The organism is Dyella sp. SG609, assembly GCF_012275375.1.
GTDB lineage: Bacteria > Pseudomonadota > Gammaproteobacteria > Xanthomonadales > Rhodanobacteraceae > Dyella_D > Dyella_D marensis.
The window spans coordinates 469787-490615 of the sequence record NZ_JAAZQJ010000002.1; the positions used below are offsets into that span (position 1 = coordinate 469787).

General features: G+C 68.4%; 20 protein-coding genes. 9 read left to right on the top strand and 11 right to left on the bottom strand.

Features of this window, described 5'->3' with window-relative positions:
* Positions 1-32: 32 nt before the first annotated feature.
* The 3 genes from FHW85_RS05510 (at position 33) to FHW85_RS05520 (ending at position 4541) form a co-directional block, all read left to right on the top strand.
* Entirely contained in the window at positions 33-1829 is a 1797-nt protein-coding gene (locus tag FHW85_RS05510) for an aminopeptidase P family protein (protein ID WP_168647600.1), read from the top strand.
* A gap of 84 nt (positions 1830-1913) precedes the next feature.
* Positions 1914-3803, top strand: coding sequence for a DNA topoisomerase IV subunit B (parE, locus tag FHW85_RS05515; RefSeq protein WP_168647601.1), 1890 nt, complete (start codon positions 1914-1916; stop codon positions 3801-3803).
* Between the two features lie 216 nt (positions 3804-4019).
* On the top strand, positions 4020-4541 hold the full coding sequence (locus FHW85_RS05520; protein ID WP_168647602.1) for a 3-hydroxyanthranilate 3,4-dioxygenase: 522 nt from the start codon (positions 4020-4022) through the stop codon (positions 4539-4541).
* Positions 4542-4596: 55 nt separating this feature from the next.
* Here the strand turns inward: FHW85_RS05520 and FHW85_RS05525 are convergent, their stop codons facing one another.
* Complete coding sequence (locus FHW85_RS05525) at positions 4597-5148, bottom strand: NUDIX hydrolase (protein WP_168647603.1); 552 nt, start codon at positions 5146-5148, stop codon at positions 4597-4599.
* Between the two features lie 209 nt (positions 5149-5357).
* Between FHW85_RS05525 and FHW85_RS05530 the strand changes: the two genes are divergently transcribed.
* Positions 5358-6836, top strand: a complete 1479-nt coding sequence (locus tag FHW85_RS05530) for an amino acid permease (protein ID WP_167257494.1) — start codon at positions 5358-5360, stop codon at positions 6834-6836.
* Positions 6837-6923: 87 nt separating this feature from the next.
* Positions 6924-8366 (top strand): amino acid permease, encoded by a 1443-nt coding sequence (locus FHW85_RS05535; protein ID WP_167257493.1) that lies wholly within the window; start codon positions 6924-6926, stop codon positions 8364-8366.
* A gap of 461 nt (positions 8367-8827) precedes the next feature.
* Here FHW85_RS05535 and FHW85_RS05540 read toward each other — a convergent pair whose 3' ends face one another.
* The gene (locus FHW85_RS05540; protein WP_168647604.1) at positions 8828-9157 is read right to left on the bottom strand and encodes a high-potential iron-sulfur protein; all 330 of its coding nucleotides are present in this window, start codon (positions 9155-9157) and stop codon (positions 8828-8830) included.
* Between the two features lie 175 nt (positions 9158-9332).
* Here FHW85_RS05540 and FHW85_RS05545 point away from each other — a divergent pair, with 175 nt between their 5' ends.
* From FHW85_RS05545 to FHW85_RS05560, 4 genes are all read left to right on the top strand, one after another.
* Positions 9333-9980 carry a methylthioribulose 1-phosphate dehydratase gene (locus FHW85_RS05545; RefSeq protein ID WP_168647605.1) on the top strand — a complete coding sequence of 216 codons (648 nt, stop codon included), beginning with the start codon at positions 9333-9335 and terminating at the stop codon, positions 9978-9980.
* The gene (locus FHW85_RS05550) at positions 9977-10546 is read left to right on the top strand and encodes an acireductone dioxygenase (RefSeq protein WP_167257490.1); all 570 of its coding nucleotides are present in this window, start codon (positions 9977-9979) and stop codon (positions 10544-10546) included. Before FHW85_RS05545 ends, FHW85_RS05550 begins: the two co-directional genes overlap by 4 nt.
* 93 nt (positions 10547-10639) lie before the next feature.
* Positions 10640-11326, top strand: coding sequence for an acireductone synthase (mtnC, locus tag FHW85_RS05555; RefSeq protein WP_167257489.1), 687 nt, complete (start codon positions 10640-10642; stop codon positions 11324-11326).
* A gap of 16 nt (positions 11327-11342) precedes the next feature.
* Complete coding sequence (locus FHW85_RS05560; RefSeq protein WP_168647606.1) at positions 11343-12374, top strand: C13 family peptidase; 1032 nt, start codon at positions 11343-11345, stop codon at positions 12372-12374.
* A gap of 956 nt (positions 12375-13330) precedes the next feature.
* Here the strand turns inward: FHW85_RS05560 and hisIE are convergent.
* From hisIE to FHW85_RS05605, 9 genes are read right to left on the bottom strand one after another with little or no spacing between them, the layout of a single operon-like run.
* A complete protein-coding gene (hisIE, locus tag FHW85_RS05565) occupies positions 13331-13963 on the bottom strand; it encodes a bifunctional phosphoribosyl-AMP cyclohydrolase/phosphoribosyl-ATP diphosphatase HisIE (RefSeq protein WP_168647607.1) in 633 nt (210 codons plus the stop codon).
* A 12-nt stretch (positions 13964-13975) separates the two neighbouring features.
* The gene (gene hisF, locus FHW85_RS05570; RefSeq protein ID WP_168647608.1) at positions 13976-14746 is read right to left on the bottom strand and encodes an imidazole glycerol phosphate synthase subunit HisF; all 771 of its coding nucleotides are present in this window, start codon (positions 14744-14746) and stop codon (positions 13976-13978) included.
* A complete protein-coding gene (gene hisA / locus FHW85_RS05575; protein ID WP_168647609.1) occupies positions 14740-15468 on the bottom strand; it encodes a 1-(5-phosphoribosyl)-5-[(5-phosphoribosylamino)methylideneamino]imidazole-4-carboxamide isomerase in 729 nt (242 codons plus the stop codon). The genes hisF and hisA overlap by 7 nt, the downstream gene beginning before the upstream one ends.
* Positions 15465-16067: an imidazole glycerol phosphate synthase subunit HisH gene (hisH, locus tag FHW85_RS05580; RefSeq protein WP_167258698.1), complete on the bottom strand. Its 603-nt coding sequence runs from the start codon at positions 16065-16067 to the stop codon at positions 15465-15467. Before hisH ends, hisA begins: the two co-directional genes overlap by 4 nt.
* Entirely contained in the window at positions 16067-17131 is a 1065-nt protein-coding gene (gene hisB, locus FHW85_RS05585) for a bifunctional histidinol-phosphatase/imidazoleglycerol-phosphate dehydratase HisB (RefSeq protein ID WP_167258700.1), read from the bottom strand. Before hisB ends, hisH begins: the two co-directional genes overlap by 1 nt.
* Complete coding sequence (gene hisC / locus FHW85_RS05590; protein WP_168647610.1) at positions 17128-18189, bottom strand: histidinol-phosphate transaminase; 1062 nt, start codon at positions 18187-18189, stop codon at positions 17128-17130. Before hisC ends, hisB begins: the two co-directional genes overlap by 4 nt.
* A complete protein-coding gene (gene hisD, locus FHW85_RS05595) occupies positions 18186-19493 on the bottom strand; it encodes a histidinol dehydrogenase (protein WP_167258704.1) in 1308 nt (435 codons plus the stop codon). Before hisD ends, hisC begins: the two co-directional genes overlap by 4 nt.
* Positions 19490-20383, bottom strand: coding sequence for an ATP phosphoribosyltransferase (gene hisG / locus FHW85_RS05600; RefSeq protein WP_167258706.1), 894 nt, complete (start codon positions 20381-20383; stop codon positions 19490-19492). The genes hisD and hisG overlap by 4 nt, the downstream gene beginning before the upstream one ends.
* Positions 20380-20712 (bottom strand): YerC/YecD family TrpR-related protein, encoded by a 333-nt coding sequence (locus FHW85_RS05605; protein WP_167258708.1) that lies wholly within the window; start codon positions 20710-20712, stop codon positions 20380-20382. Before FHW85_RS05605 ends, hisG begins: the two co-directional genes overlap by 4 nt.
* Positions 20713-20829 lie beyond the last annotated feature (117 nt).

The window sequence follows — 20829 nt, forward strand, 5'->3', positions numbered from 1 at the left end:
GATCGGCTCGATCCGACTGCTAGCATGAACGGATGAGCGAACCCATTCCCTCCCGCCTCGCCCTGTTGCGCCAGGCCATGCGCCGCCACGGCGTCGATGCCTGCCTCGTCCCCAGCGCCGATCCGCACCTGTCCGAATACCTGCCGGCCCACTGGCAGGCGCGGACCTGGCTGTCCGGCTTCACCGGTTCGGCCGGCACCCTGGTGGTGACCGCGGACTGGGCCGGGCTGTGGACCGATTCGCGCTACTTCGCCCAGGCCGAGCGCGAACTGGCCGGCACCGGCGTGGAACTGATGCGCCAGCGCACGGCCAACGTGCCCGAGCCGCAGGAATGGCTGCACCAGCAATTGCACGAGTCCCAGGTGCTGGCCGTGGCCGGCGACAGCCTGCCGCTGTCCAGCCGCACGCGCATCGAACGCCAGTTCGAAAGCACCGGCGCGCGCCTGCGCACCGACCTGGACCTGCCCGGCGAAGCCTGGAACGACCGCCCGCCCCTGCCCGCCGCGCCGGTCACCGAACACCCGATCCGCTACGCCTGCATCGCCCGCGCCGACAAGCTGGCGCGCCTGCGCACCGCCATGCGCAAGCTTGGCGCCAGCCATCACCTGGTCTCCAGCCTGGACGACGTGGCCTGGCTGACCAACCTGCGCGGCAGCGACGTGGAGTGCAATCCGGTTTTCCTCGCCCACCTGCTGGTGGCGGCGGAAGGCCCGGCCGTGCTGTTCGTCGACCGCGGCAAGCTCACCGACGCGCTGGTCGGCGCGCTCGCCGCCGACGGCGTGCGCATCGCCGACTACGCCACGGTCACCGACGCGCTCGGCGAACTGCGCGAAGGCGACCGGCTGCTGCTGGATGCCGGCCGCGTGGCCTGCGCCGTGGCCGATGCGATCGCGCCGGCCGCGCAGCTGATCGACGCGGCCAATCCGTCCACCCCGATGAAGGCGCGCAAGAGCGCGGCGGAGCTCGATCACGTGCGCGAGGTGATGCGCCGCGACGGCGCCGCCCTGTCCCGCGCGTTCCGCCGGCTGGAGGAACGCCTCGCCGCCGGCATGCGCCAGACCGAGCTGGACGTGCACGCCCTGCTGCGCGAGGAGCGCTCGGCCCAGCCCGACTTCGTCGGCGAAAGCTTCGCCACCATCGCCGGCTACCAGGCCAACGGCGCCCTGCCGCATTACCGCGCCACGCCCGAACACCACAGCACGCTCAGGCCGCAGGGCCTACTGCTGGTGGATTCCGGCGGCCAGTACCTGGGCGGCACCACCGACGTCACCCGCGTGCTGGCCCTGGGCGAGACCACCGCCGAGCAGCGCCGCGACGCCACCCTGGTGCTGAAGGGCCTGATCGCGCTGTCGCGCGCCCGCTTCCCGAAGGGCGCCAGCGGCCCGCAGCTGGACGCGCTGGCGCGTGCGCCGCTGTGGGCCTCGGGCATGGACTACGGCCACGGCACCGGCCATGGCGTGGGCTATTTCCTCAATGTGCACGAGGGGCCGCAGAGCATCCGGCCGCCGACCAGCGGCCCGCTGGTGGCGCTGGAGCCGGGCATGATCAGCTCGATCGAGCCGGGCCTGTACAAGCCGGGCCGGCATGGCATCCGCCACGAGAACCTGGCGGTGGTGGCCGAGGCCGACCAGACCGAGTTCGGCGAATTCCACGCCTTCGAGACCCTGACCCTGTGCCCGTTCGACCGCCGCGCGCTGGAGCCGGGCCTGCTCAACCCCGAGGAGCGCGCCTGGCTGGACGACTACCACGCCCGCGTGCGCGCCGCGCTCAGCCCGCTGCTGGAAGGCGCCGACCTGGTCTGGCTGGAGCGCCATTGCGCACCGCTGTGACGCGCAAACTGGCTTGACCTCCTTGGCCGGCCACCCCATTCTCCCGCGGCTTTCCCCGCTTAACTTCCGGCAGAACCCCCGAGCATGAGCAGTCGCTACAACGCCGCCGACATTGAAGTCCTCTCCGGCCTTGACCCGGTCAAGCGCCGGCCGGGCATGTACACCGACACCAGCCGCCCGAACCACCTGGCGCAGGAAGTCATCGACAACTCGGTGGACGAGGCCCTGGCCGGCCACGCCAGCGCGATCGAGGTGATCGTCTACACCGACGGCTCGGTGCAGGTCAGCGACGACGGCCGCGGCATGCCGGTGGACATCCATCCGGAGGAAGGCATTCCCGGCGTGGAGCTGATCCTCACGCGCCTGCATGCGGGCGGCAAGTTCTCCGGCAAGAACTACAACTTCTCCGGCGGTCTGCACGGCGTGGGCGTATCGGTGGTGAATGCGCTGTCCAGCCGGGTGGAAGTGACCATCCGCCGCGACGGCAACGAATACCGCATGGCCTTCGAGCACGGCGACCGCGCCAGTGCACTGGAAGTGATCGGCAGCGTGCCGAAGAAGAAGACCGGCACCACCGTGCACTTCTGGCCCGACCCGAAGTACTTCGATTCGCCGAAGATCCTGCTCTCCAAGCTCAAGCACCTGCTGCGTGCCAAGGCCGTGCTGTGCGCGGGCCTCAACGTCAAGCTCACCGACGAGGCCAGCGGCGAAGTGGTGTCCTGGCACTACGAGGACGGCCTGCGCGACTACCTGCGCGGCGAGCTGGAAGGCGCCGAGACGCTGCCGGCCGAGCTGTTCGTGCATCACGTGCAGCGCGACACCGAAGGCCTGGACGTGGCCCTGGCCTGGCTGCCGGAAGGCGAGCTGGTACAGGAGAGCTACGTCAACCTGATTCCCACCGCGCAGGGCGGCACCCATGTGAACGGCCTGCGCAGCGGCCTGACCAATGCGGTGCGCGAGTTCTGCGACATCCGCAACCTGCTGCCGCGCGGCGTGAAGCTGGCGCCGGAAGACGTGTGGGAACGCTTGTCCTTCGTGCTGTCTGCCAAGCTGCAGGATCCTCAGTTCGCCGGCCAGACCAAGGAGCGCCTCTCTTCGCGCAACGCCGCCGCCCTGGTGGAAGGCGTGGTGCACGACGCCTTCAGCCTGTGGCTGAACCAGAACGTGGAGCTGGGCGAGCGCATCGCGCAACTGGCGATCGAGCGCGCCAGCGCGCGCCTGAAAGCCTCCAAGCAAGTCATCCGCAAGAAGATCACGCAGGGCCCCGCCCTGCCCGGCAAGCTGGCCGACTGCAGCGCCACGGACCTGAGCCGCACGGAGCTGTTCCTGGTCGAAGGCGACTCCGCCGGCGGCAGCGCCAAGCAGGCGCGCGACAAGGATTTCCAGGCGATCCTGCCGCTGCGCGGCAAGATCCTCAACACCTGGGAAGTGGAATCCGGCTCGGTGCTGGGCTCGGAGGAAGTGCACAACCTGGCCGTGGCGATCGGCTGCGACCCGGGCAAGGACGACCTGAGCGGCCTGCGCTACGGCAAGGTGATCATCCTGGCCGACGCCGACTCCGACGGCCTGCACATCGCCACCCTGCTCAGCGCGCTGTTCCTGCGCCACTTCCCCGCCCTGGTGCGCGAGGGCCACGTGTTCGTGGCGATGCCGCCGCTGTTCCGCGTGGACGTGGGCAAGCAGGTGTTCTACTGCCTGGACGAGAACGAGAAGGCCGCGATGCTCCAGCGCATCGAGCGCGAGAAGATGAAGGGCCAGGTCAGCACCACCCGCTTCAAGGGCCTGGGCGAGATGAACCCCGGACAGTTGCGCGAGTCGACCATCCACCCGGATACGCGCCGGCTGGTGCAGCTGACCGTGGAGGATGGCGAGGGGACGGCGAAGCTGATGGATATGCTGCTGGCGAAGAAGCGGGCCAGCGATCGCAAGGCTTGGCTGGAAGAGAAAGGCGACCTCGCCACGCTTGAGGTGTAAGCCTTACCCTCAACGCACTGCACTCGCGACACCGTCATCCCGGCGCAGGCCGGGATCCAGTAACGTTGCCGTTTGGTTGTCGCGAGAAGCTCAAAGACCGCAGCTGGTGATGCTCAGGCTTGCATGCAGCGCCCGGTTACTGGATCCCGGCCTGCGCCGGGATGACGGTGTAAGAAACGGTGCTAACTTAGCCGGACTTCATCCGAGCCTTCCACCATGGCCCTGACGCCACCGCTGGACCTGCAACGCTGGATCGACGAACACCGCCACCTGCTCAAGCCGCCGGTGGGCAACAAGTGCATCGTCGACGGCGACTTCATCGTGATGATCGTCGGCGGCCCGAACGCGCGCACCGACTACCACTACGACGAAGGCCCGGAATTCTTCTACCAGCTCGAAGGCGAGATGGTGCTGAAGGTGCAGGACGACGGCGCCGCGCGCGACATCCCGATCCGCGCCGGCCAGATGTTCTACCTGCCGCCGCGCGTGCCGCATTCGCCGCAGCGCATGCCCGACTCGATCGGCCTGGTGATCGAGCGCCGCCGGCTGGCGGACGAGAAGGACGGCCTGCTGTGGTTCTGCCCGCAGTGCAACCACAAGCTGTTCGAGGAATATTTCGCGCTGGAAAGCATCGAGCGCGATTTCCCGCCGGTGTTCGAGCGCTTCTACCGTTCGCTCGAAGCGCGCACCTGCACGCAGTGCGGCACCGTGCATCCCGCGCCGGCCCAATATGCGTAGGTTGGGGTGACAACCCCAACACAAGGGCGCGGCCGGCGTAACGATGTTGGGGTTGTCACCCCAACCTGCCGAGCCATTTCTTAGCCATGCGCCGCAGCGATTCGTCCGCGGCAGCATCGCCCGCGATCTCCGCCACCGGCTTCCACGCCAGCGCCAGCGATTCCTCGCTCACCGCGAACGCCTCGCTGCCGCCGGCGCGCACCACGTAGCGCACGTCGTAATGCCAGTGGCCCGGCTCGCCGGCGCGCTCGGGAATCCAGTGGCAGTCCAGGTCGAACGGCAGCGGTTCCACCGCCAGCTGGGTCAGGCCGGATTCTTCCTCCGCCTCGCGCAGCGCCACGCCGGCCAGATCGGGGTCGCCGTCGGCGTGCCCGCCCAGCTGCAGCCAGCGGCCGAGCTTGCGGTGATGGGTGAGCAGTACCCGCGCGCCGTCCGCGCTGACCAGCCAGGCCGAGCCGGTGAAATGCCCCACCGCATGGGTGCGCTCGAATACCGTCGGCGCCGAGCGCAGGAATTCGCCGAAGCGGGCGGCGACTTCGCCCTCGTCCGGATGGGCCTGCGCGTAGCCGTTCAAATGCGCGGAAAAAGCCTGGCGGTGATCGTGCATGACTTGCGACACATAGGAATAGGATGAACCTGCGATTGTAGCTGCGGCGCGACTTGTACCCCTCCCATGGCTCGGCTAAGGTTCGGTGCTTCCGCGCCGAGCGCAACCAGCTCGTGGCGTCGAAATCCTTTGCCGGACAAGCCCGTAGGGCCAGTCATTCGGTAGTCGTCCGAAAAATTACAAGCAGCCATTCCCGGAGGGGGGAACCCATGCTGAAAAACCTGTTTGCGACGACGCAGATCTCGCCTGCGTCCGCCGATCTGCCGGAGGGCGGCGCGCACGGCGAGGCCACCCTCAAGCGCGCGCTCACCGCGCGGCACCTGGTCCTGCTGGGCATCGGCGCGATCATCGGCGCGGGCATCTTCGTCATCACCGGACAGGCCGCGGCCCAGCATGCCGGCCCCGCGATCGTGCTCAGCTTCGTGTTCGCCGGCATCGCCTGCGCCCTCGCCGCGCTCTGCTACGCCGAGTTCGCGGCGATGCTGCCGGTGTCCGGCAGTGCTTACTCCTATTCCTACGCCACGCTGGGCGAATACGTCGCCTGGTTCGTCGGCTGGAGCCTGGTGCTGGAATACCTGTTCACCGTGGCCACGGTGGCGGCGGGCTGGTCGGGCTATTTCAACAAGCTGCTGGCCCTGATCAGCGGCTGGATCGGCCAGGACGTGAGCCTGCCGCAGACCCTGGCCGCGGCGCCGTTCACGGTGGTCGACGGACATATCCAGGCCACCGGCATGTTCATCAACCTGCCGGCGGTGGCGATCATCGCCGCCATCACCGGCCTGTGCTACGTGGGCATCACCCAGTCGGCCTTCGTCAACTCGATCATCGTGGCGATCAAGGTCACCGTGATCCTGCTGTTCATCGCCTTCGCCACCAAGTACATCAACCCGGACAACTGGCATCCCTTCATCCCGGCCTCCGAAGGCGCGTCCAAGTACGGCTGGGCCGGCGTGGGCCGCGCGGCCGCCATCGTGTTCTTCTCCTATATCGGCTTCGACGCGGTCTCCACCGCGGCCGGCGAGGCGAAGAACCCGCAGCGCGACATGCCGATCGGCATCATCGGCTCGCTGATCCTGTGCACCATCCTGTACATCATCGTCGCCGGCATCCTCACCGGCATCGCCGACTTCCGCCTGCTCGGCACGCCCGAGCCGGTGTCCACCGCGCTGGACAACTACCCGAGCCTGCACTGGCTGCAGATCATCGTGGTGATCGGCGCGGTCACGGGCCTGAGCTCGGTGATGCTGGTGATGCTGATGGGCCAGCCGCGCATCTTCTATTCGATGGCGCGCGACGGCCTGATCCCGGCGGTGTTCGGCCGCATCCACCAGAAGTTCCGCACGCCGCACGTCGGCACCGTGGTGGTCGGCGTGCTCGCCGCCGCGCTGGGCGGCCTGTTCAACATCGGCGTGCTGGGCGAGATGGTGGCGATGGGCACCCTGCTGGCCTTCGCCACCGTGTGCGTGGGCGTGCTGGTGCTGCGCTATACCCGCCCGGAACTGCCGCGCGCCTTCCGCGTACCGGTGCCGTGGATCGTCTGCCCGCTCGGCGCGCTGGCCTGCATGGCGCTGTTCCTGCAGTCCTTCCTGGAGCACTGGCGCTGGATGCTGGCCTGGATCGCGATCGGCCAGGCGATCTACTTCCTCTACGGCTATTCGCACAGCAAGCTGCGCAAGCCGGCCGCCTGATCCATCCCGCCTCCGAGGGCCGGCTCCGCGCCGGCCTTCTCTTTTATAGTCGGCCCGATCCGACACCCGCATCACCCAGGTCCACGCATGCTCAAGCAGCTTCTCGCCCGCAAGACCGATTTCTCCGACGCCGACGACTGCCACGGCGGGCCGGCCCTGCGCCGCACCCTGGGCAAATGGGGCATTACCGCCCTGGGCATCGGCGCGGTGATCGGCACCGGCATCTTCGTGGTGACCGGACAGGCGGCAGCGGAGCATGCGGGCCCGGCGGTGCTGATCTCGTTCATGCTGGCGGCGATCTGCAGCGGCTTCACCGCGCTGTGCTATGCGGAATTCGCCACGCTGATCCCGATCTCCGGCAGTTCGTATTCCTACGCCTACGCCACCCTAGGCGAACTGGTGGCCTGGTTCATCGGCTGGAACATGGTGCTGGAGTACGGCATCTCCGCCTCCGCGGTGGCGGCGAGCTGGACCGGCTATTTCACCAGCCTGCTCGACCACGTCGGCATCCACCTGCCGGTGGCGCTGACCGAGGCGCCGCTGGCGTTCAAGGACGGGCACCTGGTGTCCACCGGGCATCTGCTCAACCTGCCGGCGGTGGCGATCGTGCTGGCGCTGACCTGGCTGTGCTACGTCGGCATCCGCGAATCCTCGGGCCTGAACGTGCTGATGGTGGCGCTGAAGGTCGGCCTGATCATCGTGGTGGTGGTGGCCGGCTACCGCTATATCGATCCGGCCAACTGGCATCCCTTCATTCCCGCCGAGCAGGAGCCGGGCAAGTACGGCTGGTCCGGCATCATGCGCGGCGCGGCGATGGTGTTCTTCGCCTACATCGGCTTCGAAGCCACCTCCACCGCCGCGCAGGAATGCAAGAACCCGCAGAAGGACCTGCCGTTCGGCACCCTGGTCTCGCTGGTGATCTGCACCGTGCTGTACCTGGCCATGGCGGCGGTGCTCACCGGCCTCATTCCGTATACCGAACTGGGCACCAGCGAGCCGGTGGTCACCGCGATCCGCAACCATCCGGAACTGGGCTGGCTGCGCCTGGTGGTGGAGATCGGCGCGATGATCGGCCTGTCCTCGGTGATCCTGGTGATGATCATCGCGCAGCCGCGCATCTTCATGATCATGTCGCGCGACGGCCTGCTGCCGCCGGTGTTCAACCGCATCCATCCCAAGCACCGCACGCCGCATCTCAATACGGTGATCACCGGGGTGGGCATCGCCATCCTGGCCGCGGTGTTCCCGCTGGACCTGCTGGCCGACCTCACCTCGATGGGCACCCTGATCGCCTTCGTGGCCGTCTGCGCCGGCGTGCTGATCCTGCGCTACACCTCGCCGGAACTGCCGCGCCTGTTCCGCGTGCCGGCGGCCTGGTTCGTCTGCACCGCCGGCGTGCTCAGCTGCCTGGCCCTGCTGTACTTCATGGCCTGGTTCAACTGGTTGCTGATGATCGCGTGGACGGTGATCGGCCTGTGCATCTACTTCGGCTACGGCCGGCGCCACAGCCGCCTGCGCCGCGCCTCCTGAGGCGATCTCCGCCGAACGCCCGCCAATGGCGGGCTACGGCGCCAAAGATCAGCGTATGGTGCTCAACTGAACAGAACTGCCGCGAAATGCGCAATCGACGCGGATTTTTGATGCTCAGTCACGAATAACGCCATAAGCTATTGTTTTTTCTCGTTTTAACGAGACTTTTTCGGGAAAAATTTTTCGCCCGGATGCCCCAAACGGCGGTTTGGGGAGTAACATCTGCCGTCCGTGGGTAGATCACTTGGCAGTGGGCCCCGGATTGCCGCCCGGCGCGTCAGGCGGGTCAGCTCCTCGGCCTGACGCGTCCGGGTTGCATCTTCTCTCCGGCTCGATCTCCGATCGCCGATGGATGCCTCCAGACACTCTCTTCAAACGCGCTACGGCGCGTTTTTTCATGTCCGCCGCGCAAAGAAAAAGGCCGGCACCAGGGCCGGCCTCTTTATGCATGCCGCGATCGCTCAGGCTTTCTTGGAATGCGACACGCACCAGCCCTTCGCATTCACCGACTTGCCCGGGAACAGCTGGCAGGGGCCGTAGCCCGAAGCGCCGCCGGAATAGAACTGGCAATTGGCGCACACGTCGCCGGCCTTGTGCTTGGCGTCCTTGGTGGTGCCCGCGTCCTCGACGTAGCCCAGCGCCTTGGCGGTCGGATCGTCCGGGCTCACATGCGGCAGGTCGGCGGCGCGCGCCACGCGCGGCAGCGTGCCGATCACCGCGGCGACGGCGACGGTGCCGCCGGCGATCTTCAGGAACTGGCGGCGGGACTCGAGTGTTTTGTCGTTCGACATTGGGGACAACCTCCGTCTTGGGGACATGGCGCCGCGCCGGGCGGCGAATCGGCGGCCATGGTACGCCCGGCCTGCACAACACCATGAGAATGGCTCGCATTCGGCGCCGCGGCTGTCAAAAGGGCGTGCGGACCGGCGTGCTATAGTCCCCTGCCATTTGGACGTCCATATCGCAATGAGCCAGGTCCTTCCCTCCTCCATCGCGCCGGAACTGTTCGCCGAACGCGCCGACGCCATCGCCGACGCCGCGCGCGAACTCGCGCTCGCCGGCTGGACGCCGGCCACCAGCAGCAACTTCTCCATGCGCATCGACGCGGAGCACGCGGCCATCACCATCTCCGGCCGCGACAAGGGCAAGCTCGGCCGCGCCGACATCATGCTGATCGACATGCACGGCAAGGCCGTCGGCACCGCCGCGCGCCCCAGTGCGGAAACCGAACTGCATACGCAGATCTACCGCCGCCTGCCGCCGATGAACGTGGTGCTGCACACCCACTCGCGCACGCAAAGCGTGGCCTCGCGCCTGTTCGCGAACGAGGGCGTGGTGCGGCTGCAGGGCTGGGAGCTGCAGAAGGCCATCGCCGGCGAGACCACCCACGACGCCGTGCTGGACATCCCGGTGTTCCCCAACACCCAGCACATGCCCGAGCTGGTGGCCCAGGTCGATGCCTGGCTCGACAGCGGCAAGCCGCTGCACGCCTACTTGATCAACGGCCACGGCATCTACACCTGGGGCAGGGACATGGCGGAAACCCGCCGCCACCTGGAAGCCCTGGAATTCCTGCTGGGCTGCGAACTCGATCTGAGGAGATTGTCCGCATGAGCCGCCTGCGCATTTTCGACGACCAGCGCCCCGACGCGCCGCTCGCCGTCCACACCGAACACGCCGATATCGCGCGCGAGCTGGGCCGGGTGGGCGTGCGCTTCGAGCAGTGGGAAGCCGGCCAGCCGATCGCCCCCGGCGCCAGCCAGGACGAAGTGATCGCCGCCTACCGCGCCGACATCGACCGCCTGATGCACACCGAGGGCTACCAGGCCGTCGACGTCATCAGCCTGAAGCCCGACCATCCGGACCGCGCCGCGCTGCGCCAGAAGTTCCTGAGCGAGCACACCCACAGCGAGGACGAAGTGCGCTTCTTCGTCGCCGGCGCCGGCCAGTTCACCCTGCACATCGACGGCAAGGTCTACGACGTGCTGTGCGAACAGGGCGACCTGATCGGCGTGCCCGACGGCACCCGCCACTGGTTCGACATGAGCGAGGCGCCCTACTTCGTGGCGATCCGCCTGTTCACCAACAAGGAAGGCTGGGTCGCCAACTTCACCGGCGAGGACATCGCCCAGCGCTTCCCGCGCATGCTGCCGCACGCCTCGGGGAAGGCGGCCGCCTGAACCGCTCCGCGCCCCGGCGGCGCGGCTAAGCTTGCCACTCCGGGCCCGGCTGCACGGGCCCGCGTTTCCGTCATCGCTTCCACGGCTATCCGCATGACCGTCATCCGCGCCATCGTCACCGACATCGAAGGCACCACCAGCTCGATCAGCTTCGTCAAGGACGTGCTGTTCCCCTATGCGCGCAAGCGCCTGCCGGCCTACGTGGAAACCCACGTCGACACGCCCGAGGTGCAGCACTGGCTGCACGAGGCGGCCAAAGAAGCCGGCCTGGTCGAGGCCAGCCGCCAGGAGATCATCGAGCTGCTGCTGCGCTGGATCGACGAGGACCGCAAGTCCACCGCGCTGAAGGCGCTGCAGGGCATGATCTGGAAGGACGGCTACGCCAGCGGCGAATACCGCTCGCACATGTATCCGGAAGTGGCCGCCCGCCTGCGCGAATGGCGCGGCGAAGGCCTGCGCCTGTACGTGTATTCCTCCGGCTCGGTGGCCGCGCAGAAGCTGCTGTTCGGCTACAGCGAAGCCGGCGACCTCACCCCGCTGTTCGCCGGCTATTTCGATACCGAGACCGGCCCCAAGCGCGAGCAGGCTTCCTACGCGAAGATCGCCGAGGCGATCGGCGAGCTGCCGGAGCACCTGCTGTTCCTGTCGGACATCGTGGAGGAACTGGACGCCGCCAAGGCCGCCGGCTTCCACACCGCCTGGCTGCTGCGCCCGCCGCTCGCGGTGCCGGCCGCGCCGCGCCACCCCGCCTATACCGATTTCGACGCCATCCAGCCCTGAGTTCGCGTCTGCCGCCATGCGCATTGCCCTGACCGCCCTGCTCGCCTTCGCCGCCGGCGTGCTGCTCACCTTGCTGGTGCACCGCGCCGCGCCCGCGCTGGCGGCGCATCACGATGCCCTGCCGGTTGCCGCGGCAACAGTCGCCAAGGCCGCGCCTGCCGTGGCCAGCTCCGCCGAGCTGCCCGCCCCCGCCGCGGAAGACGAAGCCGACCGCTGGCCGGAAAAAGGCTCGACGCCGGAGCAGGTCGCCTATGCCCAGCCGCGCATGCTGCGCGAGGCCATCGCCAAGCTGGGGCCGCGCGTGGCCGGCACGCCGAATCTTTATCTGGTGGCCTTTGCCGGCGACGGCGGCGAGGACGTGTTCCACAACGAAGTGGAATACGCCGGCAAGCTGTTCGCCGACCGCTTCGGCGCCACCGTGCATCCGCTGCTGCTGGCCAACAGCCCCGACACGCTGGAAACCCGCCCGCTGGCCACCTGGAGCAACCTCGAAAGCGCGCTCGATGCGCTGTCGGGCGTGATGAACAAGAACGAGGACATCCTCGTGCTCTATCTCACCTCGCACGGCGATCCGGACCACAACCTGCTGGTCGACATGGACCCGCTGCCGCTGGACCAGATCGGCGCGCCGGACCTGGCCGGCATCCTGGCCAAGCATCCGTTCAAGTGGAAAGTGGTGGTGGTGAACGCCTGCTACTCCGGCGGTTTCGTGCCGCCGCTGAAGGGCCCCGGCACACTGGTGCTGACCGCCGCGCGCGCCGACCGCAGTTCGTTCGGTTGCGGCAGCGATTCGGACATCACGTATTTCGGTCGTGCGTGGCTGGTGGATGCGATGAATCGCACGGCGGATTTTATTGCCGGGTTCCAGCAGGCGAAGGGGGAGATCGCGCAGTGGGAGACGCGCGATCACCTGACGCCGTCGGAGCCGCAGATCGACGTGGGCGCCGGTATTGCGGACCAGCTTGCGCGCTGGCGCGGGCATGTGAAGCCTGGGGCGGCGGTGGCGTTTGAGCCATCGCATGGGGATGTGCCGCCTGCGGCGCGGTAGCTCGCCCTTCTTGCTCGTCATCCCGGCGCAGGCCGGGATCCAGTAACGGTATCGTTTGATTTTCGCGGTGACGCGATTTGGCCGCTTATGCAGCGGGCATTTCGGACGCCTGCCGGCGCCCGAGTCACTTTCTCTTTGCTGGCTCAAAGAGAAAGTAACCAAAGAGAAATAGCCTTAGAGCAAAGGCTCGCGACGCGACTAGAAGGAGCAGTGGACGGCTGCGGTAACCTGATTAACCTGGGTCTACACGAAACATCAGTGCGTTTACGTAACGGCTGCTTCAACGTGCCGTGGCCGAGAGGATGTTCAAGAACTGAGGCCAGCTTTTGAGCTGCCTGTTACCTCAACCTCCCAGTACGAATCCTTCTCCCTCCGGGAGAAGGTGGCGGCAACCGGATGAGGGTTCGGGCGGAGCGCAGCGTTACACCCCGCGACGCTGGCGTAGGTTGGGGTGAGCGTAGCGAACCCCAACGTGGCGAAGCGCGTGAAGGTGCGGGTGTTGGGGTTCGCCTGCGGCTCACCCCAACCTACGCCGGCAAGATTTGGCCTTGCGCTCCGCCCGGCCCCTCACCCTGCCCTCTCCCCGGAGGGGAGAGGGATGAAAGCGTGAGGTAGGCAGGAACGAAGAACCAAAGCCAGCCTCAGTTCTTGAACATCCTCTCGGCAACGGCACGTTGAAGCACCCGCTACGTAAACGCACTGTCGTTTCGTGTAGACCCAGGTTAATCAGGTTACCGCAGCCGCCCACTGCTCCTTCTAGTCGCGTCGCGAGCAGTGGCTCTTAGGCCATTTCTCTTTGGTTACTTTCTCTTTGGGCCAGCAAAGAGAAAGTGACCCGGGCGCCGGCAGGCGCACGGAATGCCCGCTGCATAAGCGGCCAAATCGCGACAACCACACCTAGTCGCTACTGGATCCCGGCCTACGCCGGGATGACGAGCAAGGACTCCACCAACCCCTTAGTGGCGCTGGCTATGCCGCGCCTCCAGCACACGGCACACCTCACGCATGCCGAGGCCACGCGCGCGCAGCACCACCATCAAGTGGAACACCAGATCAGCGGCCTCGCCGAGCAACGCCTCATCATCCTGCGCCACCGCAGCGAGAGCGGTCTCCACCCCCTCCTCACCCACCTTCTGCGCCATACGGCGAATACCACCCTCAAACAGACGCGTGGTGTAGCTGCCCTCCGGGCGCTCAGCGTGGCGCCGCTCCACCAACCGGTCGAGCACGGCCAGAAAGCCCAACGGCGGCGCCACCCCCACCTGCTCGCCGAAGCAGCTCGACGTGCCGAGATGGCAAGTCGGTCCCTGCGGTTCCGCCTGCACCAGCAGCGTGTCTGCGTCGCAATCCACGCGCAGCGACTTCAACGCCAGCACGTGTCCCGAGCTCTGGCCCTTGGTCCACAAACGCTGCTTGCTGCGGCTGAAGAACGTGACCTGGCCGGAATCCCGCGTCTTCGCCAAAGCCTCGGCATTCATATAGCCGAGCATCAGCACCTCGCCGGTCAGCCAGTGCTGCACCACCGCGGGCAGCAGGCCGTCGCCCTTGCTCCAGTCCAGTCGCGCGAAGTCGGTGTTGAAGTCGGTCATGGTCGATTCCGGTCAGAGACGTGTCGCAATGCCCGCGCCACGCAGGTAGTGCTTGAGCGCGGGAATGGCGATCGTGCCGCTGTGGAACACGCTGGCCGCCAATGCGCCGTCCACGTCGGCCACCGCGAACGCATCGCGGAAATGCTCCGGCGCACCCGCGCCGCCGGAGGCCACCAGCGGCACGCGGCACAACCTGCGTGCGGCGTGCAGCTGCTCCAGGTCGTAGCCTTCGCGCACGCCGTCGCTGCCCATGCAATTGAGCACGATCTCACCGGCGCCCAGGTGCTGGGCCTCCTCGATCCAGTCCAGCGTGCGCCGCGCCAGGGCCTGGGTCTTGCCCGGGTCGCCGGTGTACTGGCGCACGCGCCATTCGCCGTCGGCGTCGCGCAGGCTGTCAACGCCGACCACCACGCATTGCACACCGAATGCATCGGCCAGTTCGCCGATCAGCGCGGGCCGTTCCAGCGCGGGCGAGTTGACCGAGATCTTGTCGGCGCCGGCGTGCAGCACGGTGCGCGCTTCTTCCACGCTGCGGATGCCGCCGGCCACGCAGAACGGGATGTCGATCTCGCGCGCCACGCGCTCGACCCAGCCGCGGTCCACGCTGCGCCCTTCCGGGCTGGCGGTGATGTCGTAGAACACCAGTTCGTCGGCGCCTTCGTCGCGGTAGCGCATGGCCAGCTCGACGATCTCGCCCATCACCACGTGGTCGCGGAAGCGCACGCCCTTGACCACCTTGCCGTCGCGCACGTCCAGGCAGGGAATGATGCGGCGGCTCAGCATGCCAATGCCTCCTCGATGGTGAAGCGGCCTTCCAGCAGGGCGCGGCCCAGGATCACGCCCTGCGCGCCCGCGTCACGCGCCGCCACGATGTCTTCTATGGAGCGCACGCCGCCGGAAGCCTGCACGGCCAGCGCCGGCACGCTGCGCGCGAGCTCGCGGTAAAGCTCCAGGTTGAACCCGGCCAGCATGCCGTCGCGGTCGATGTCGGTGCACAGCAGCTGCTGGGCGCCGCGCTCGGCGTACCAGGGTGCCAGTTCGTCCAGCGAGCGGGCTTCCAGTTCGGTCCAGCCGGCGCTGGGCAGGGCCCAGCGCCCGTCGATGCGGCGCGTGTCCAGCGCGATGGTGAACCGCTCCGCGCCGTACTCGTGCAGCCAGCCGCCGACCCGTTCGGGCTCGCGGATGGCCACGCTGCCGAGCACCACGCGCGCCACGCCGGCATCGAACAGGCGGCGCAGATCGTCCTCGCCGCGCACGCCGCCGCCGGCCTGCACGTGCATGCCGTCGCGGGCGATCGCCTCGATCACGCGCAGGTTGTCCAGGCTGCCGGAACGGGCCCCGTCCAGGTCCACCACATGCAGCCACATGGCGCCCGCGCCGGCGTAGCGCAGGGCCAGCGCGCGCGGCTCGAACTCATAGGTGGTCTGCTGGGCGTAGTCGCCCTGGCGCAGGCGCACCACGCGGCCGGCGCGCAGATCGATGGCGGGGATGACGGTAAAGCTCATAGTTCGAGGAAGTTCTGCAGGAGCCTGGCGCCGACGGCGGCGGAACGCTCGGGGTGGAATTGCATGCCGTGGAAATTGCCGCGCGCGACGACGGCCGAGAACGCACCGCCGAAATCGGCGCTGGCCAGCGTGTGCTCGCCCGGCGGCAAGGCGTAGCTGTGCACGAAGTAGGCCCAGCCTTCGTGCCCCGGTCCGTTCCCGAGCCCGGCCACCAGCGGATGCCCGCGCTCGACGCGCAGCTTGTTCCAGCCCATGTGCGGCACGCGCAGCTCCGGCGTGTCGGCGAAACGGCGCGCCGCGCCGGGGATCACGCCCAGGCACTCGGTATCGCCTTCTTCCGAGCGCTCGAACAGCAATTGCATCCCCAGGCACACGCCCAGCACCGGCTGGGTGAGCGAGCGCATCAGCTCCACCAGCCCCAGCTCGCGCAGGCGCGCCATGCCGGGGCCGGCGGCGCCGACGCCGGGCAGGATCACCTTGTCGGCGGCGCGGATCGCCTGCGCATCGGCGGTGAGCGCCGCATCCGCGCCCAGCCGCTGCAGGGCGTAGCGCACCGAGCCGATATTGGTGCCGCCCGCATCGACCAGCACCACGGCCATTACAGCGCTCCCTTGGTGCTGGGCAGCTCGCTGCCCTCGCGGCGGATGGCGTCGCGCAGGGCGCGCGCCACCGCCTTGAAGCAGGCCTCGACCATGTGGTGCGCGTTCTCGCCGTAGACGCTCAGGTGCAGGTTCGCGCCCAGGGTCTCGCACAGCGAGCGGAAGAAATGCGGCACCAGCTCGGTCGGCACCTCGCCCACGCGTTCGCGCGGGAAATTGCCGTCGAACACGAAGTACGGGCGGCCCGAAAGATCCAGCGCCGCGCTGGCTTCCGATTCGTCCATCGGCAGCACGAAGCCGTAGCGGCCGATGCCACGCTTGTCGCCCAGCGCCTGCCGCAACGCCTGCCCCAGGGCCAATGCGCAGTCCTCGATGGTGTGGTGCTCGTCGATATGCGTGTCGCCGTCGCACTCAAGTTCCAGCGCGAAGCCGCCGTGCTTGCCGATCTGCTCCAGCATGTGGTCGAAGAAGCCCAAGCCGGTGCGGGCCTTGGGCTCGGCCACGCGGTCCAGGTCCACGCTTACCGTGATGCGGGTTTCCTTGGTGTTGCGCACGACCGTGGCGGTGCGCGGCGCATCCAGCAGCTGGTGCGCGATCTCTTCCCACGACTGGCCCTTGGGCCCGACCAGGAAGCCGCGCACGCCCATGTTGGCGGCGAACTGCAGGTCGGTCTGGCGGTCGCCCACCATGGCCGAGAGGCCGCGGCTCCAGCTGTCGTCGGCCAGGTAATGGCGCAGCATGCCGACACCGGGCTTGCGCGTGTCCAGCCCGTCGCGCGGGAAGCTGCGGTCGATCAGCACTTCGCGGAAGCGGATGCCCTGCGAGGACAGGATGCGCATCAGCAGCTCGTGCGGGCCGGTGAAATGCGCCTCGGGGAAGCTGTCGGTGCCCAGGCCGTCCTGGTTGGTGACCATCACCAGCTCGTAGCCGGCGGCCACGCAGCGCTGCAGCGCGGCGATCACGCCGGGCAGCAGGGCGAGTTTCTCGTAGCTGTCGATCTGTTCGTCGGCCGGTTCCTCGATCAGGCAGCCGTCGCGGTCGACGAAAAGCATCTTGCGGCTCATACGCGTCCTCCATTCAGCACTTCGAGCACACGCGTATTCTCCGCCGGAGTACCCAGGGTAATGCGCAAGGCATCGGCAAGATTCGGATAACGCCGTACGTCGCGGACCACGATCCCGGCCGCGAACAGGCGCTGATAGGCGCCGCCGGCATCGTCGAAGCGCACGGCAAGGAAATTCGCCTGCGAAGGCAGCACCTCGCGCACGCCCGGCACGGCGGCCAGCGCGGCGGCCATGCGGCTGCGCTCTTCACGCACGATGCGGATATGTCCGGCCGCTTCCGCCTGGCCCGGCACCGACAGGCCGTCCAGCGCCGCCGTCACGCAAGGCAGCGGCAGCGGATACGGCGGAATGATCCGACGCAACAGGGCGATCACCTCGGCATTTGCCAGCAGCGTACCGACGCGCGCGCCGGCCAGCGCCCAGGCCTTGGACAAGGTGCGCAGCACGGCGAGGTTGTCGTAAGTGTCGATCAGCTCCGCCACGCTGCCGCCATCGGCGAATTCGACATAGGCCTCGTCCACCACCAGCAGCGCGCGGCCGGCCAGCTCGCGCGCCAGGCGCTCGATGGTGGCGCGCGGCACCGGCTGTCCGGTGGGATTGTTCGGCGTGCAGACGAAGACCAGCTTCACCGCCGGCGTGATGGCGGCCAGCAGAGCGTCGGCATCCACCGTGAAATCGGCGGCGAGCGGCACCTCCACGATGCCCGCGTCCTGGATGCGCGCGCACACCGAGTACATGCCGAAGGTCGGCGGCTGGATCGCGATGGCGTCGCGCCCCGCGCGGCAGAACGCGCGCACCAGCAGGTCGATCGCCTCGTCGCTGCCGCGGCCGACCAGCAGTTGCTCCTCGCGCACGCCGTAGAGCTGGGCCAGCGCCTGCAGCAGCGCGGCCGGCTGCGGATCGGGATAGCGGTTGCAGCCCTGCCCCGCCGCGCCCGCCGGCGCCCAGGCCGATTCGTTCGCATTGAGCAGGATGGCGCCGCCGCTGGCTTCCATGCGCGCTGAGGAATACGGCTGCATGGCGCGGATCTCCGGACGCGCCAGATCGAGCACGCTCATGCCTTCGCCTCCAGCGCGGCCAGGCGCAGCGTCACCGCGCGGCGGTGCGCTTCCAGTTGCTCGGCGGCGGCCAGGGTCGCGGTGCAGGGGCCGATCGCGCGCAGGCCGTCGGCGCTCAGTTCCTGCACGGTGATCTGCTTCTGGAAACTGGCCACCGACACGCCGCTGTAGCTGCGCGCATAGCCGTAGGTGGGCAGCACGTGGTTGCTGCCGCTGCAGTAGTCGCCCACCGATTCCGGCGTCCAGGCGCCGAGGAAGATCGAGCCGGCGCTGTCGATGCCGTCCAGCAGCGCGCGCGGCGCGGCCACCTGCAGGATCAGGTGCTCCGGCGCGTAGCGGTTGCTTACCGCCACCGCCTGTTCCAGCGAATCGACCAGGATCAGGCGGCTCTGCGCCAGCGCCTGCGTCGCGATGTCCGCCCGCGGCAAGGCCGCGCACTGGTTGTCGACTTCCACCGCCACGCGGTCCAGCAGCGCATCGGAGGGACTGAGCAGGATCACCTGCGAGTCGGGGCCATGCTCCGCCTGCGACAGCAGGTCGGCGGCGACGAATTCCGGATCGGCCTGGCCGTCGGCGATCACCAGCACTTCCGAAGGACCGGCCGGCATATCGATCGCGGCGCCGTCCGGGTCGCCGGATACTTGCAGCTTGGCCTCGGTGACCCAGGCATTGCCGGGGCCGAACAGCTTGTCGCAGCGCGGCACGGTTTCCGTGCCATAGGCCATGGCGGCGATCGCCTGCGCGCCGCCCAGCTTGAACACGCGGTGCACGCCGGTGACGCGCGCGGCATACAGCACCGCCTCGTCGCAGCGGCCGTCCGCGCGCGCGGGCGAGCACAGCACGATCTCGCGGCAGCCGGCGATGCCCGCCGGCACGCCGAGCATCAGCGCGGTCGACGGCAGCGGCGCGCTGCCGGCCGGCACGTACAGGCCGACTTTGGCGATCGGACGCAGCACGCGTTCGACGCGCACGCCCGGGGCGGTGTCCACGGCGACGGGTCGCGGCGCAGACTCGCGATGGAAGGCCGCGATGCGCGCGGCGGCTTCTTCGATGGCGGCCTTGAGCTCCGGTGCGAGCGCCGCTTCGGCGGCGGCGAATTCCTCCGCTGTCACCTCGATCGCCTCGATCGCGCAGCGGTCGTACTTCGCGCTCAGCTCGCGCAAGGCGGCATCGCCTTCGGCGCGCACCTTGGCGACGATCGCCTCGACGCCGCGGCGCAGTTCCTCCGCGCGCGACTGCGCGGGACGGGCCAGTGCCTGCACCTGCGCCGCGGGATCGAGCGCATTCCAGTCCAGTCGTTTCATGCCAGCATCTTCTCCACCGGCAGCACGAACATCTCGCGCGCGCCGGCCTTCTTGATCTCTTCCAGCTGCCGCCAGCTCACCTCGCCCGCGCACAGCGCCTGCAGCATCAGCTGGTCCGGCTGCCCCGCCACCGGCAGCAGGGTCGGCTGCGGGCCGCCCGGCAGCAGGCGGGTCACCGCGTCCAGGTGCTGGCGCGAGGTCTGCAGCAGCAGCAGGCGCGACTCGCGCACCTGCATCACGCCGTCGAGGCGCTTAAGCAGCAGCTCGATCATGTCGCCGCGCTCGTCGGTGGGCAGCACCTTGGGGCCGGCCAGCACCGCCTCGCTTTCCAGCAGCACGTCGGCCTCGCGCAGCTGGTTGGCGACCAGGGTGCCGCCGCTCTGCACCAGATCGCAGATCAGGTCGGCCGTGCCCAGCCGCGGCGCGATCTCGACCGAACCGGCCAGGGTCACCACGCCGGCGTCGACGCCGCTGCGGCGCAGCCAGTCGCGCAGCAGTCCCGGATACGAGGTGGCGATGCGCAGCCCGGCCAGCTGCGGCGGCTGCTCGTAGTTCATCTCTTGCGGCACCGCGATCGACAGCCGGCAGCGGCCGAAGCCGAGCGGCCGCCATTCGGCCAGCGGTTCGGTCTCGCGCCCGTCGGTAAGCGAGTACTCGCTGAGCACGTTGCGGCCGACGATGCCGAGGTCGCACACGCCCTGGGCGATCAGCCCCGGGATGTCGTCGTCGCGGACCAGCAGCAGGTCGACCGGCTCGCCTTCGCCGAACAGGAACAGCTTGTCGCGGCTCTGGCGGAAGCTGAGGCCGCAGCGGTTGAGCAGGTCCAGCGCCGGCTCGGTCAGCCGGCCGGATTTCTGCATGGCGATACGCAGGCGGTCACGCGGTTTCATGCACGCCCCTTCTTCGCCGCCCGGCGGCGCGACGCACGGGCCGCGGCGGCGAGATAGCCGCCATTGCCCTGGTTGAGGAAGCGCGCCACGCGCCCGATGGTGGTGATGCTCACCGCCGTGCGCTCGTGGATCTCCCGGTACGGCACCTCGTCCAGCAGATACGGCACCACCCGCCAGCGATCCACCAGCACTTCCAGCTCGGCCGGCGTGCACAGGTCGCGCAGGAAGGCGCTCATCTCCTCGGTGTTCTTCAACGACAGCAAGGCCTCGCTCAGACTGAGCTCGGCGGACTCGGCAGGCAGTTCGGGATCCAGCGATCGACGCTTCATAATGTACTAACGCGTTAATACAGTGGAGCAGACTATAACCCGCTTGTGCGCTTGCAGCAAGCCCGCTACCCGGGGCTTATTGCCCACCCGGACCGCCACACCCGCAACGACCGCTTC

Excerpts from the sequence above, each read along its gene's own strand:
- FHW85_RS05510 (WP_168647600.1), top strand. The coding sequence starts at position 33 with ATGAGCGAACCCATTCCCTCCCGCCTCGCCCTGTTGCGCCAGGCCATG.
- parE (WP_168647601.1), top strand. The coding sequence starts at position 1,914 with ATGAGCAGTCGCTACAACGCCGCCGACATTGAAGTCCTCTCCGGCCTT.
- FHW85_RS05520 (WP_168647602.1), top strand. The coding sequence starts at position 4,020 with ATGGCCCTGACGCCACCGCTGGACCTGCAACGCTGGATCGACGAACAC.
- FHW85_RS05525 (WP_168647603.1), bottom strand. The coding sequence starts at position 5,148 with ATGCACGATCACCGCCAGGCTTTTTCCGCGCATTTGAACGGCTACGCG.
- FHW85_RS05530 (WP_167257494.1), top strand. The coding sequence starts at position 5,358 with ATGCTGAAAAACCTGTTTGCGACGACGCAGATCTCGCCTGCGTCCGCC.
- FHW85_RS05535 (WP_167257493.1), top strand. The coding sequence starts at position 6,924 with ATGCTCAAGCAGCTTCTCGCCCGCAAGACCGATTTCTCCGACGCCGAC.
- FHW85_RS05540 (WP_168647604.1), bottom strand. The coding sequence starts at position 9,157 with ATGTCGAACGACAAAACACTCGAGTCCCGCCGCCAGTTCCTGAAGATC.
- FHW85_RS05545 (WP_168647605.1), top strand. The coding sequence starts at position 9,333 with ATGAGCCAGGTCCTTCCCTCCTCCATCGCGCCGGAACTGTTCGCCGAA.
- FHW85_RS05550 (WP_167257490.1), top strand. The coding sequence starts at position 9,977 with ATGAGCCGCCTGCGCATTTTCGACGACCAGCGCCCCGACGCGCCGCTC.
- mtnC (WP_167257489.1), top strand. The coding sequence starts at position 10,640 with ATGACCGTCATCCGCGCCATCGTCACCGACATCGAAGGCACCACCAGC.
- FHW85_RS05560 (WP_168647606.1), top strand. The coding sequence starts at position 11,343 with ATGCGCATTGCCCTGACCGCCCTGCTCGCCTTCGCCGCCGGCGTGCTG.
- hisIE (WP_168647607.1), bottom strand. The coding sequence starts at position 13,963 with ATGACCGACTTCAACACCGACTTCGCGCGACTGGACTGGAGCAAGGGC.
- hisF (WP_168647608.1), bottom strand. The coding sequence starts at position 14,746 with ATGCTGAGCCGCCGCATCATTCCCTGCCTGGACGTGCGCGACGGCAAG.
- hisA (WP_168647609.1), bottom strand. The coding sequence starts at position 15,468 with ATGAGCTTTACCGTCATCCCCGCCATCGATCTGCGCGCCGGCCGCGTG.
- hisH (WP_167258698.1), bottom strand. The coding sequence starts at position 16,067 with ATGGCCGTGGTGCTGGTCGATGCGGGCGGCACCAATATCGGCTCGGTG.
- hisB (WP_167258700.1), bottom strand. The coding sequence starts at position 17,131 with ATGAGCCGCAAGATGCTTTTCGTCGACCGCGACGGCTGCCTGATCGAG.
- hisC (WP_168647610.1), bottom strand. The coding sequence starts at position 18,189 with ATGAGCGTGCTCGATCTGGCGCGTCCGGAGATCCGCGCCATGCAGCCG.
- hisD (WP_167258704.1), bottom strand. The coding sequence starts at position 19,493 with ATGAAACGACTGGACTGGAATGCGCTCGATCCCGCGGCGCAGGTGCAG.
- hisG (WP_167258706.1), bottom strand. The coding sequence starts at position 20,383 with ATGAAACCGCGTGACCGCCTGCGTATCGCCATGCAGAAATCCGGCCGG.
- FHW85_RS05605 (WP_167258708.1), bottom strand. The coding sequence starts at position 20,712 with ATGAAGCGTCGATCGCTGGATCCCGAACTGCCTGCCGAGTCCGCCGAG.